The sequence below is a fragment of the Streptomyces sp. NPDC002276 genome (assembly GCF_053891435.1).
This window is the reverse complement of sequence record NZ_JBSFCQ010000017.1, coordinates 158,732-172,076: the sequence shown is the minus strand read 5'-3', so window position 1 is coordinate 172,076 and position 13,345 is coordinate 158,732. Positions and strand designations below refer to the sequence as shown.

General features: G+C 67.4%; 10 protein-coding genes and 1 pseudogene. 9 read left to right on the top strand and 2 right to left on the bottom strand.

From position 1 onward, the window contains the following. Positions 1–115 precede the first annotated feature (115 nt). Both ACWIHT_RS35455 and ACWIHT_RS35450 read left to right on the top strand, forming a co-directional pair. Positions 116–394: a hypothetical protein gene (locus tag ACWIHT_RS35455; protein WP_456172421.1), complete on the top strand. Its 279-nt coding sequence runs from the start codon at positions 116–118 to the stop codon at positions 392–394. 2 nt (positions 395–396) lie between these two features. Then, on the top strand, positions 397–645 hold the full coding sequence (locus tag ACWIHT_RS35450; RefSeq protein ID WP_456172420.1) for a hypothetical protein: 249 nt from the start codon (positions 397–399) through the stop codon (positions 643–645). Positions 646–872: 227 nt separating this feature from the next. Here the strand turns inward: ACWIHT_RS35450 and ACWIHT_RS35445 are convergent, their stop codons facing one another. Together ACWIHT_RS35445 and ACWIHT_RS35440 are read right to left on the bottom strand one after the other, a co-directional pair. Beyond that, positions 873–1,823 (bottom strand): hypothetical protein, encoded by a 951-nt coding sequence (locus tag ACWIHT_RS35445; protein ID WP_456172419.1) that lies wholly within the window; start codon positions 1,821–1,823, stop codon positions 873–875. Positions 1,824–2,253: 430 nt separating this feature from the next. Further along, positions 2,254–2,394, bottom strand: coding sequence for an ATP-binding protein (locus ACWIHT_RS35440; RefSeq protein WP_456172418.1), 141 nt, complete (start codon positions 2,392–2,394; stop codon positions 2,254–2,256). Positions 2,395–2,556: 162 nt separating this feature from the next. Between ACWIHT_RS35440 and ACWIHT_RS35435 the strand changes: the two genes are divergently transcribed. The 7 genes and pseudogenes from ACWIHT_RS35435 (at position 2,557) to ACWIHT_RS35405 (ending at position 13,272) form a co-directional block, all read left to right on the top strand. Further along, positions 2,557–3,159, top strand: a complete 603-nt coding sequence (locus ACWIHT_RS35435) for an O-methyltransferase (RefSeq protein WP_456172417.1) — start codon at positions 2,557–2,559, stop codon at positions 3,157–3,159. Positions 3,160–3,619: 460 nt separating this feature from the next. Beyond that, on the top strand, positions 3,620–9,856 hold the full coding sequence (locus ACWIHT_RS35430; protein ID WP_456172416.1) for a DNRLRE domain-containing protein: 6,237 nt from the start codon (positions 3,620–3,622) through the stop codon (positions 9,854–9,856). Between the two features lie 71 nt (positions 9,857–9,927). Then, complete coding sequence (locus ACWIHT_RS35425) at positions 9,928–10,380, top strand: hypothetical protein (protein WP_456172415.1); 453 nt, start codon at positions 9,928–9,930, stop codon at positions 10,378–10,380. Positions 10,381–11,400: 1,020 nt separating this feature from the next. Continuing rightward, positions 11,401–12,021, top strand: coding sequence for a hypothetical protein (locus ACWIHT_RS35420; protein WP_456172414.1), 621 nt, complete (start codon positions 11,401–11,403; stop codon positions 12,019–12,021). Between the two features lie 71 nt (positions 12,022–12,092). Further along, positions 12,093–12,407 (top strand): annotated as a pseudogene (locus tag ACWIHT_RS35415) (transposase family protein); the annotation flags it as partial. Positions 12,408–12,508: 101 nt separating this feature from the next. Then, positions 12,509–12,898, top strand: coding sequence for an ISAs1 family transposase (locus tag ACWIHT_RS35410; RefSeq protein WP_456172413.1), 390 nt, complete (start codon positions 12,509–12,511; stop codon positions 12,896–12,898). Continuing rightward, complete coding sequence (locus tag ACWIHT_RS35405) at positions 12,895–13,272, top strand: hypothetical protein (RefSeq protein ID WP_456172487.1); 378 nt, start codon at positions 12,895–12,897, stop codon at positions 13,270–13,272. The genes ACWIHT_RS35410 and ACWIHT_RS35405 overlap by 4 nt, the downstream gene beginning before the upstream one ends. The last annotated feature ends 73 nt before the right edge of the window (positions 13,273–13,345 follow it).

Below are 13,345 nucleotides of genomic sequence, written 5' to 3'. Positions count from 1 at the left end.
TCGGAGCAGCGGCTCCCCGAGACACCTCGGCCGCCGCATCCCACCCCTGTGAGTCACAGCGGGGGCAGCACGCCGCCACCCGCCGGACAGCTCATCTGACCGGAAGGACCACGTCATGTCCGTCCTGCTTCGTCACCCCGTGCAGACCTGCTCGGGCATCCTGCTCAGCGCCACCCCGCTCGCCGGCGATGCCGCTCCTGCGGCACCGGCCGCCTCGGCCGACACCGCCCGGCACCCGGCCGTCTTATCCGCGTCGTCCGCAGCGTCCGACGCGCACCTACGGCAGAACGCCGACGGCACTGTCACTGCCGCACTCCCCGGCCCTACCCGCGGCGCGACCGCCCTCGACAGGCCTCGCGACGCTTCCCGGGCCGCGGTCGCATGGAGCGGCTGACCGTGGAGTTCCACTCCTGGGGGGCTGTCCTGCGGCTACGGAAGCCCTACGCCGACAAGCTGGTGAGGCGGCTGCGCACCGGGGCCGGCGTCGCGACCGTCGCCAATCTCTTCCCCCCGCTCGCGGGATACGCCGCGGCCCTGTCCGCGATCCTCGCCCTGGGCGCCACAGCCATCGAAAACTGCACCGGCCCCCGCGGAGTCAACCTCTACCTGAGTTACAACGGCCTGCCCTGGTGCTCCGAACTCTGACCCGTCCCCTCACCCCGGCGCCGGCTCTCCACGAGCCGACGCCGGGCCCGCCCACTGCCCACTCTGTCCTTGAACCGGGAGCCGACCATGAGCCCATGCCCGACCGCCTCGCACCGCGGAACCCGCCGCCTGATCGCCCTCGTTGTCTCCGTCGCTACTGCGGCAGCCCTCATCGCGTACGACTCCACAGCCGCGACCGGACGCCACCGCCGCCCACGACGGCTCAGCTACCGGGACGCCTGCTCAAAGGCGTAACCATGCGTGTACGCGGTGCGCCTGGTGTGGTTGACGGTGTCCCCGTAGGTGCCGCCGTGGATCAGGACGGGTTCACCGCTGTGGTGCCGGACGAGCAGAGAGAGTCGCAGCCTGCCGCAGCCGACCGGCAGGGACGACTTGGCCAGGGTGAGCGAGTTCGGCACGGTCCGGTGGTGTTCGAAGCGCGTGATCAGGGAGGTGGTCACCGGCCCGCGCAGCGGCATGCCGCACGACCTGCCGTCCGGAGTCTGGGGCTGTGCCTCCACCCACGTGGACACCTTGCTGGGCTCAGTGCCGTCGTAGACGCATTCGGCGTAAGGAGGCCTGCTGCCCTGATTGCAGGTGGTCAGCTGCACGTCCTGGCGCACGGTCACGTACGGTTGTGAACTGGTGGGCGTGTATGAATGGCCGTTGGTACGCAGCAGGCTCTGACGACTGCCGCCCACCGCATAGTCCTTCTTCAGGAACCACTGGCCGATCGCGCCGGCGGGAGTCGCGGTGGTCACGCGGACAGCACCCCGCGGCGCAGTCAAACGCACGTCCACGGGCCCCTGCCGCTGCATCGTGGAGTTGAACTTGACCTCCACCTTGCAGGTGTACGTCACGTTTCCGGTGGACTGCGGGGCCTTGAACACCCATCGCAGGACCGGACTGACCGTGTCGTGGAAACCGGGTGCGATGTTGTCCCCGAAATGCACTCCATCGGGGCGCCCGAGGGGGATGTCTGGGCAGGACAGGAAAGCACCAGCCTCCACATTCTGCCCGCGCGTAAGACGGGTGACGGCCGTCATGGAGAAGGAGCTGACGTCCATGACGACCCGCTGCCGGGGCCGGGCCGTAAACCGCACCGAGGCTCCTGGCACGTCGAACCACGTGTCCTCGTGCTGCGGGAGACGGCTGCCGGCCAGCACGTCGTGGTACACCTTCACAACCTGATCCGGGTCGGCAGCCCGTAGCGGCGTGATCGCAGCCGCGCCCCCAGCTGGCGCGACCGCCGCCACCAAAGCCATGATCACAGGTGTCCCACGCCGCAGAACGGACCTGACCAGGGGCGCTACTTGCCGTGCGGTGTGCCTCATCTAAGGGGTCTCCATCAGGAACGATGCCATGGCTTGCCAGTCGAGCAACGACGCTGGGGCGCGGAAGTCACGTCGAGGACATGCGGGTGAACATCCACGCTGATGCGACACCGTCAGAGCCACAGCCAAGGCACCAGCTGGGTCGCGAGAACGAAGCTGAAACGGCCGACACCGAGATCACTGGCACCGTCGACCGGGCCCGAGGAAGACGGCGGCATCTGTCGCCCAGCACACCGCATCCGTATGGATGTGTGCAGCAGGGGGGTTCGTACGCTCACCGTTTGCGGCTGCTGCGCCAAGCCACCTTGAGGTCCTTCTCGATCGCGGCCTGGACCGGGCCCTCGGTGAAGTGGATCTTGCCGGTGCCCGAGGGCCCGGCGATCACCAGGTTCTCCGCGCGACCGATCCATTCCAAGGTGGCCAGGGATTTCTCGGTGGGTTCGGGATGGTGGAGTCCTCTGCCCGCCAGGAGGCAAGCCAGACCACTTCCTCGCCTTCGTCGGAATCGCCGCCTCCCTCATCTGCTACCGCCGACTCAGCTGCACGGCTGCACGGCTGCACGGCCACAATGTGCGGCATGTCGCTTCAGGGAACAGATGCCTACCGGGACGACCACACCCTGCCTCCGCTGGTCCAACGAGCCGTCGAGGCGGCGCGCACGCACGGTTTCGCCTTCTCCTGCAGGCCCGAACAGGGACGTCTGCTCCAGGTACTGGCCTCAGGGGCACTCCACAGCATCGCCGAGACCGGAACGGGCTACGGTGTCGGGCTGGCCTGGCTGGCCTCCGGCTCAGCCCCGGGAACCCGGCTGACCAGCATCGAACGGGACCCGAACCGAGCCCGCATCGCTGCGGAAGTCTTCCGGGACTGCCCCGATGTGGCGATCCTCCACGGCGACTGGCAGCGCGTCGAGGAGCACGGCCCCTACGACCTGCTCGTACTCGACGGCGGAGGCCAGGCCAAGGGCAATGGCGCCGCGGACCCCGCTCGGCTGCTCGCCGCAGGCGGCACGGTAGTGATCGACGACTTCACCCCGGCCGTCACATGGCCACCTCGCTTCAACGGCGCCCCCGACCAGTCTCGACTGCACTGGCTCGAACACCCCGAACTTCGAGCCACAGAACTACGCCTCGCGGCAGACCTCAGCGTGATCGTCGGCACCCGCCTACCCACCAGCTGAGAGCAGCCGCATCACCAAATGCAACGACGTCCAAGTAGCCGATGGCTGCATCTTCAGCGCGTTGCCGGTAGACCGATTTCTGACAGTTAGATGAAACTGTCCATCTCTTCACATTCCATAACCACTTTCCTTCATCATTTGGAAAAACCTTGAGCGACCTCACGGAACCCTCTTACCTCACGCTTAAGGAATCCCAAAGAACGGCGAAGCACCCAAAGAGGACAAAGGAATCCGTCGACCCAGTCGAGACGTGCAGGAAATTTGTCAAACCATGTAATTTTCTTGAGTTTAATTCACACTTTCCCTCTGGCCAGCCGGATGCTGCATTTTGCCCTTTGTGAAGATCAGCTCGTTTCTGTTGGCTCCGCGCACTGCGGGGCACCTGGGGAGGGAGCTGATCGTGCGTCACAGACCTGTGGCCCATGGCAGATCGAGAAGAAGAACGTTCCGAACGAGCCGGTTGCGGCAGATCGCCGTTGGCCTGGCGATGCTGGTCGCGGCCGAGACCACGCTGGTGTCGCAGGACACCGGGGTGGCGTTCGCCTCGGAGGCGTCCGCTTCGGCGTCCGAATCCGCGAAGTCGACCGGAACGGCCCAGTCGTTGGGCCCTGCGGAGGCGCAGGACGAGGCATCAGCGGTACTGATGGCCCGTCTGCAGGACCGGAACATCGAGGTGTTGTCGGCCCGGACAGCGGACTCCACGACGTACGCCCTACCCAGTGGGGAGCTGGAGACAGAGGCGTACGCGGGTCCAGTGCGGGTGAAGCAGGACGGTGCCTGGAAGGACATCGACACGTCGCTGTCCGACACGGGTGCCGACCTCACGCCGGCTGCCGCGGCGGCGGACATCGCGGTCTCCGACGGCGGAGACACGCAACTCGCCACGGTCACCAAGGGCCAAGAGTCCTTCGGGTTGAGCTGGCAGGACAAGTTGCCCACTCCCGAGGTGAAGAACAGCACTGCCTCCTACGACTTGGGCAGTGGCCAGACTCTCTCGGTCACCGCGCTGGCGCAGGGTTTCTCGGAGAACATTCAGCTCAGCCAGCAGCCGGACGGCGACGCGGTCTCGTACCGCATCCCACTCGACTTGGACGGGCTGAAGCTGTCCCAGGCCGACTCCGGGCACCTGCTGCTGAAGAACGACAACGGGGACCTGGTCGCCGAGGCGCCCGCGCCGGTGATGTGGGACGCCTCCAAAGACCCGGCCTCCGGCGAATCAGCCCATCAGGCACGAGTCGCGACGAAGATCGATACCGCTGATGACGGAGCGCAGGCCCTGGTGCTGACTCCGGACGCCGATTTCCTGGCAACGGCCACGTATCCGGTGACCGTGGATCCCACGACCACGCTGGCGGTCACCACCGACACCTGGATACAGACCCCGGACTACCCCGACTCCCAGGTCTCCTCGCAGGAGTTGAAGTCGGGAACCTACGACTCAGGCACAGACATCGCGCGGTCGTACCTCAAGTTCGACGTGTCGAAGTTCGTCGGCAAGCACATCACCGACACCAACCTGGCGCTGTACAACTACTACTCCTCGACCTGCTCCACGGCCGGTTCTGGCACGACGGTCCGCCGGATCACCTCCACATGGTCGTCCACGTCACTGACCTGGGCGACCCGACCCTCGTCGTCGGGAACCGGAGCCGTGGTCAACACCGGCGCCCACGGTTATGACTCGTCCTGCCCGGCTGCCTGGTCGAACTGGGACATCGACGCCATCGTGCAGGCGTGGGCCGACGGCAGCACCAACTACGGCCTCATGGTCTACGGCACCAGCGAGAGCGACTCCACCACCTGGCGCCGCTTCCGCTCGGCCAACTACACGACCTCCGGTTACGCACCGAAGCTGACGGTCACCTACAACTCGTACGCGACCACGAGCGCGCTGGCGATCTCGCCGAGCTCGGTCAACGCCTACAGCGGCAAACGGTACGTGACCACCTACACCCCGACGGTCTCGGCGAAGGTGACCGACGCGGACGGCTCCACCGTCAAGGGCCAGTTCGAGATCACCAACGACCCGTCGTACAGCGGTGAGACCACCTACTCCTACACCGGCATCTCCGCCTCGGTCGCCTCCGGCGGCACCGCGAAGCTGACCATCCCCAGCGCGAGCCAACTGGCCGGGGCACACCTGCGCATGCGGGTGCGCGGCTACGACGGCACGGACTACGGGGCCTGGTCCTCGTACATCTACTTCGTGCCGAACGTCGCCAAGCCCGCCGCCCCAACCATCTCCTGCGACCCGTACAGCGAGACCACGTGGACGCCGAAGGCGGACAGCGGTGCGACCTGCACTCTGGACACCTCCTCGACCGACGGCATGGGCTTCTACTGGGGTGTGGACGACACCTCAGTGCCGAACCGTGTCTACGACACCGCCGACGGCAACGGCGGCGACCCGCTCACGGTCACGATCGCGCCGGACCAGGACTGGCACAAGCTCTACGCCAAGACCGTCGACTCCGGAGGAAACCTGTCGACCGCGACCACCACATACGCGTTCGGTGTCGGTGACGGCGCGGGCCTGCTCACCCCAGGCGACGGCGACAGCACCGCGCGCCGGATCAGCCTGACCTCCACCGGCAAGAGCATTTACACTGGTGTCACCTACCAGTACCGGCGCGGTGAGAACGACTCCTGGACCAACGTGCCGGTTGCGGATGTCACCAAGTCATCGGACGGCTCGGCGGTTTCGGCCTGGCCGGTCGCCGTGTCAGGTGGCTCGCCCGCGGCTCTGACGTGGAGTGTCACCAACTCCCTGTCGCAGGACGGTTCCCTCGACATCCGGGCCGCCTTCACCGACGGCACGGCCACCGTCTACTCCCAGCCGCACACCATCACTCTGGACCGCAACGCCGGCACCGCCCCCAGCGCCGATGTCGGCCCCGGCTCGGTCAACACCCTCACGGGTGACTTCACCGTGTCCGCGACCGACGCATCTGGCTTCGACCTCTCCGTGTCGCGCACCGCGTCCTCTCGCCGCCCGACCGCCGGATCCGACGCAGAGGGCCAGGTGGCCATCTTCGGCCCGCAGTGGACCTCGGGCACGACCTCGGAGATCACCGACTCCGACTGGGTGGACATCCATAAGACCTCGTCCACCTCGGTGGCCCTGGTGGACGTGGACGGCGATGAGACCGGGTTCACCGCCACCGGCTCCGACGGCTGGAAGCCCGAGCCCGGCTCCGAAGACCTGGCACTGACCAGCACGAAGAGCTCAGGCAGCACCACAAACGACCTGACTCAGGTCTCGGCCTTCACCCTGAAGGACGACGACGGCACCACCACCACGTTCGCGAAAGTGGATCCGGCGGCGACGACGTGGCAGGTGTCCAGCACCTACCTGCCGACCGACAACTCCATCACCAAGGTGGTCCCGGAGAAGGTCACCTCCGGCACCACCATCCTCGCCCGGCCGAAGTACGTGATCGCCCCCACCTCAGCGGCCACGGCCTCGACCTGTGAGGGCACGCCGTCCACAAAGGGCTGCCGGATGCTGGAGTTCGTCTACGCGACCTCCACCACCGCCACCTCCAGCGCGCTGGGCAACTACACCGGGCAGGTCGCACAGATCAAGGAGTGGGCCACCGACCCGGGCGCCTCCACGGCAACCTCCACGGTCGTGTCGCAGTACTCCTACGACACCTCCGGCCGCCTGCGTGAACAGTGGGACCCGCGGACCGGGCTGAAGACCGCCTACACCTACGACAGTTCCGGACGTATCACCACCCTCACCCCGCCCGGCGAACTTCCCTGGACGTTCACCTACGGCACGGCGGGCAACGCCGCCACAGCGGGTTCCGGAATGCTGCTGTCGGCCTCCCGCCCTAACCTGACGGCAGGTACCAAGAGCACCACCGACGGCACGACCGCAACCGTCAACGTGGTCTACGACGTACCGCTCACCGGCTCGAAGGCGCCCAACGCCATGGGCACCTCGGACGTAGGCACCTGGGGCCAGGACGACGTGCCGACCGACGCGACCGCCGTCTTCCCGGCGGACTCGGTGCCGGCGTCGAACACAGGTAGCGCCTTGGCCGCGTCCGACTACAAGCGGGCGACCATCACCTACACCGACGCCTCCGGGCGGGAGGTCAACACCTCCGCGCCGGGCGGGCACATCACCACCACCGGGTATGACCAGTTCGGCAACACGGTGCGTGAACTGACCGCCGGCAACCGCGAATTGGCGCTCGCCACCAGCGGTGACGGACTGGCCGAGCAGGTGGCGCTGAGCATCGACCAGATGACCTCGGCCGACCGCGCCGATGTGTTGTCCACCCGCTCGGTGTACTCCTCCGACGGTCTGCGTGAGACCGACGAATACGGCCCGCTGCACCAGGTGACCCTCACCTCGGCGCTCACAGCCGGCTCCGGCGGCACGGACCTGGCCGCGGGAACCGCGTGGCCGGCCCGGCAGCACACGGTCAACACCTATGACGAGGGCCGCCCGACCGACGGCACGGCCACCGTCACCAACCAGGTCACCACCACCAAGGTGGGCGCGTATGTGGACGGCTATCCGTCCGACGGAGACGTGCGCACCACGAAGTCGGAATACGACTGGGTCAAGGGCCTGCCCACGGCCAGCACCACCGACCCGTCCGGTCTGGCGCTGAAGACCACGACCTCGTACGACTCCCAGGGCCGGGTCACCAAGACCACCCTGCCCAAGTCGTCCGGCTCGGACGCGGGCGCCACGGTGACCACCTACTACGCGGCCACCGGCACCGGAGCGTGCAACGGCAAGCCGGAATGGGCCGACCTGCTCTGCTCCACCGGCCCGGCCGCCGGCATCACCGGCGGCGGCACCAACCCGACCCAACTCCCCACCAAGACCATCGAGTACGACCGGTGGGGCAACACCGCCAACACCTACGAGACCGCGAACTCGGTCACCCGCACCACGGCCAACACCTACGACACCGCGGGCCGGCTCAAGACAACGGCTGTCAGCGGCGGGGTGGGCACCGCGGTGCCGGACACGTCCATGACCTACGACGCCGACAGCGGTGACGTGGCCACGGTCACCGCCAACGGGCAGACCATCACCCACACCTACGACCAGCTCGGACGGGAGATCTCCTACACCGACGGCGCCGGCAACACCGCCGCCACGCAGTACGACGCGCTCGGGCGCGTGGTGAAGACCACCGACTCCGCTCCGTCGACGACCACGTACACCTACGACACGTCCAGGGACCCGCGCGGAGTGGAGACCTCCCGCACCGACTCCGTCGCCGGCACCTTCGCCGCGACCTACGACGCGGACGGCGACCTCACCACCGAGTCCCTGCCCGGCGGCTACACCCTGACCGTCGGCCAGGACGAGACCGGCGCCGAGACCTCCCGGGTCTACACCCAGGACAGCGACAGCACAGTCGTCGCCTCGGACAGTACCGACGAGAGCGTCCAGGGCCAGGTCGTGGGCGACACGAACACCGCCGGCCAGACCCGCAGCCGCGGCTACACCTACGACGCGGCCGGACGCCTCACCAGGGCCGACGACACCGACCCGGACGGCGCCTGCACACGCCGCGACTACACCTTCGACAACAACACCAACCGCACCGCCGTCGCCGTCGCCACCAGCGACGTCGGCTCGGCCTGCACCTCCACCGGCGCGACGACGACGTCATACGCCTACGACAGCGCGGACCGACTGGAAACCACAGGCACGGTCTACGACACCTTCGGCCGCACCACCACCCAGGCGTCCGGCGCGATCATCGGCTACTACGCCAACGACCTCGTCCGGCAGCAGACCTCCGGCACCAGCAGGCAGACCTGGAGCCTGGACGCAGGCGGCCGCCTCGCCGTCTGGACCACCGAGTCCAACAGCAGCGGCACCTGGACCCAGACCGGGTCCAAGACCAGCCACTACGGCTCCGACGGCGACAGCCCCGACTGGATTCAAGAGACCAGCAGCACCATCACCCGCAACGTCCAGGACATCAACGGTGCGCTGGGCACCGTCACCGACGCCACCGGCTCCACCGTCCTGCAACTGACCGACATCCATGGCGACGTCACCGTCCAACTCCCGCTGGACACCACCCAGGCGCCGACCGCGCTCGCCTACGACGAATACGGCAACACGGAGGGTGACACAACCTCCGCCCGCTACGGCTGGCTCGGCGGCAAACAACGCTCCAGCGAAACAGTCACCGGCGCCACCCTCATGGGCGTGCGTCTCTACGACCCCGGCACCGGACGCTTCCTGTCCACCGACCCCGTGCCCGGCGGCAACGCCAACGCCTACGAGTACTGCGGCGGCGACCCACTCAACCGCTACGACCTCAACGGACAATGGGGGTTCTGGAAGCGCTTCAAGCGCAAGGTCAACCGCTGGAGTGCCAGCGGCCTCGGCTGGGGCCTGTCGAAGGTCGGCCGCCTGACGGGATACCGCTGCTCGTACATGTACGGCATGCGGGTCTGCCGCGGTGGTTGGGGCCTCCACGGCAGAGGTGGAACCACCCTCGGCACCACCTACTTCACCTCGAACAACGCGAAGTACCTGACGAAGAATAGAATCCGGCACGAGAAGATTCACCGGCGCCAGTGGCAGCACTACGGACTCGGATTCCTCAGGCGATACCTCGGTGCCGGCGGCAATCCCTGTCACAACCGGTACGAGCGCCAGGCCAATCTGAGGTGGGGAGGGTACGCGGAGCAATGCCATCTGTGACCTATCGGCGATCTCGCATCGCTCTCCCTCTTCTCCTCGCCTCGACCACGTTCCTTGCGGCCGGGTGTGACTTGGCAGCGTCGGACCCGGCGAACCCGCCCGTATCCGGCGCCCGGGTGGAGGGAACGTCGATCGTCGTCAAATTCCCCGTCTGTCCCACCGACAAAATCCGGCGAGTCGAGGTCACCGACTTCGATGACACCAAGAGCGACAACCCACGCGTTCTGTGGTGGGCTTCCGACCCCACCACACAATCGGCGAGGAGCGGCATCGTCATCCTCTGGTCGGCAGAGGGGTTCGGACACCATGCCGCGGCCCCAGCCAGGTCCGCCGTCCCCCGCAACCTCGACGTCGGCTACGCGCTTCCTTCAGGTGACGGATACGACGACGTCTTCAACCTGGGCACGATCTCCAAGGCGAAGCTGAAGGCCGGTCAGTACTGGACCCACGACGGTCCCAGGACCGCGGCGCAGATCGACGCACAGCTCTCCTGCCACAACGACAAGACCACACCCAAGCCATAGACGACTCCTCCGACCAGAAAGAGACCGCAGCCGAATGAAAGCAAGATGCCGCCCCTAGCAGCGGCATCCGCCACACCGAGGCAACTCACGCGAAGGGCCGCCTCCTCCAACCAAGAACGAAGGTGGGAGGCGGCCCTTCGCCACGCCTGTCGCCGACCGCACCCTCACAGGGGCGGATCACCGAGATTCATATAGCAGGTCAGAGACATTGCTGACTGCGATCAGGGGATCAAGTTTCTGGCCCGGACTGCTTCTACGATTCGCCCCGAACCGGCCACCATCGCGAACGTCCCAACCGGTCCCCCCTTTTTTTTCGCGGTCCGCTGCGCCCGTCGGCACCTCATCGGCGACGGTCAAATTCCTGGTCTTCCTCACGGGTCCCGCCCCCAGTGACCGGCGTCTACTGCCCGGACTCCCAACAAGCTGCCTACACAAGTGAGACCCACCGACACCGATGAACCGCTCACGCCCAAGATCCGGACCAGTTCCGGGCCAACGAACGACTCTGGGCACGGACACGCACGATTTAAACTGGTCAGCGACCTGTAGCTCGTGTACCACCAGCAGACCAAGAACCTGCTGAGCGCTCCGCGCAAACGACCGAGTACCACCTGGGATCGCGAAATTCTCAGCGGCACCCCCAGCCGGACTACACATGGGCGTGGTCTGCGCCAATCTGTACGTGCTTTTCAAGCGGCGGGACTGGCTCTAGGCCGCTCCCCGCATCTGCGTCGTAGAGCCCCGGCGCCTCACCGCCTGTGCCCAGGGCTTCGGCGTAGTCGGCGAGCGTCCGTTTCGTTATCACTTGTGATGAAGAGAGGGCGAGCGGGCGGTTCCTGCTCACGTCCGTTGCGCCCGGGAGCCCTTGCGTCTTCCCCCGCACCGTCGGGTGGGGCGGGCCGACTGCGCTAGGAGATGATCCCGTGCGTGGCTGAAGAGGCAGGTACAGATGCGAATGACGCTTGTGCATGGGCTGAGCGACTGGGTTGGGCGTTCGGGCTCATCGCGGAGGAGCCGGCTGTGCGAGGTGCAGCGCTCGTCCATCTGGCCGAGGCTCAGAGGAAAGTCACGGACGCGCTCGACCGGTCCAACGAGATGTGGCTGCTGACGCGGCCCCTGGGAGCGGACGAGCAGTACCGGGAGCCAGCCTTTCGACAGGCACTCCAGAGGCATTGGCAAGCCCAGAGGCGTTCGCTGCCTGACGGGGTGTGGGATGGCCCTGTGGGCGGGGATCTGGCGACGTGGCCGGGGCTGCCCTACGCGCTGCTCTTCCTGGAGTGGGAGGCGAGGTACTCGCTGGAGTGGACGCAGCATGCGAAGGCGTGGGGTACGAAGGAGACCCTGATCCGTAAGGTGGCCCGTGCTCCCCGGGAGGAGGCGATCAGGGCGAAGCTCACCGACCTGGTCGAGCTCGTCGTCCATCGTGCGTATCGCTGCAAGGATCGCGAATATGTGCGGGTGGCCCGGGCTGTCGACAGCGCTGACCTACGGGGCAGGCTCGATCGGGCAGCCGGTTCGGACAGTCCGTGGGCCCGTTGCCACGCCGGGTATGTGCTCTGGCTCCTTGACCGCCCTGACATACCGAACACCCGTCGTGTCTGGCGGACCTGGGTGGCAGGCGAGGCTGCGTCGTTGCTGTGACCGGGGGCGAATGCAGGAAAGGTTCACGTGATCATGGAGTGCTCTACACCCCGTGACCTGCCTGGAAGACCGTGCCTGCCGACGCATCACCCCTGATTCCGCCTGCCCTTGACCGGCTCCGCGAGCAGTCCGACGTCGGGCCCGGGGAGGTGCCCGGCCTGCTGGAGCGGCTGGCTCAGGTGCCGGATCCGCGCGATCCGCGCGGCGTACGCCATGCTCTGGCCGTCGTGCTCACGCTGACCGCGTGCGCGGTGCTGACCGGCGCGACCTCGCTGCTGGCGGTCGGCGAGTGGATCGCGGACGCGCCGCCGCACGTGCTGGAGCGACTCGGCATGCGCGCCGATCCGGTACCGCCCCGGAGGCTGGTGCCCTCGGAGGCGACGGTCCGCCGGCTGCTCACCCGCATCGACGGTGACGCCCTGGACCGGGCGGTGGGCGGATGGCTTGCCGACCGCCAGCCGAGAGCACCGGGCTTCGCGGACTGTCCGTGGACGGCAAGTCCCCGCGCGGTGCGGCGAAGGCTCAGGGACGGAGGATCCATCTGCTTGCCGCGGTGGAGCACACCACTGGACTGGTCCTGGCCCGGCTCGACGTCGGCGAGACGACCGGTGAAGTCCCCCGCTTCCGGCCGCTGCTCGACACCGTCGCCGACCTGGCCGCAACCGTGGTCACCAGCGACGCACTCCATACGCAACGCGAGCACGCCGCCTACCTCCTGGGCCGCGGGGCCCATTACATCGCGATCGTCAAGGGCAACCAGAAGAAGCTACGCAGGCAGCTGAAGTCCCTTCCCTGGACGGACATCCCGTTCCAGGGCCGCACCCGGGGCACCGGACACGGTCGCGCGGAGATCCGCCGGATCAAGGCGCCACTGTGAACAACCTGCTCTTCCCCGGCGCCCGCCAGGCCGTCCAGATCAAGCGCCGCCGCACCGACCGCAAGACCGGCAGGACCACCATCACGACCGTCCACGCGGTCACCAGCCTGACCGCCGAGCAGGCCGCCCCCGTCCAACTCGCGAGACTGATCCGCGACCACTGGAAGATCGAGGCCCTGCACCACGTCCGCGACACCACCTTCGCCGAGGACGCCTCCCAGCTGCGGACCGGCAACGCACCCCGCCCGATGGCGACCTGGCGCAACCTCGCCGTCGGCGCACTCCGGCTGAGCGGCGTCAAGAACATCGCAGCCGACCTCCGTCGCAACGCACGCGACGCCCGCCGACCCCTCGCACTCCTCGGCCTCGCATGATCACAAAGCGGGCGCCCGCCGACTACGCCGAAGCCCTGGGGCACACCTGGGATCAGTTACGTATCCGTCATGT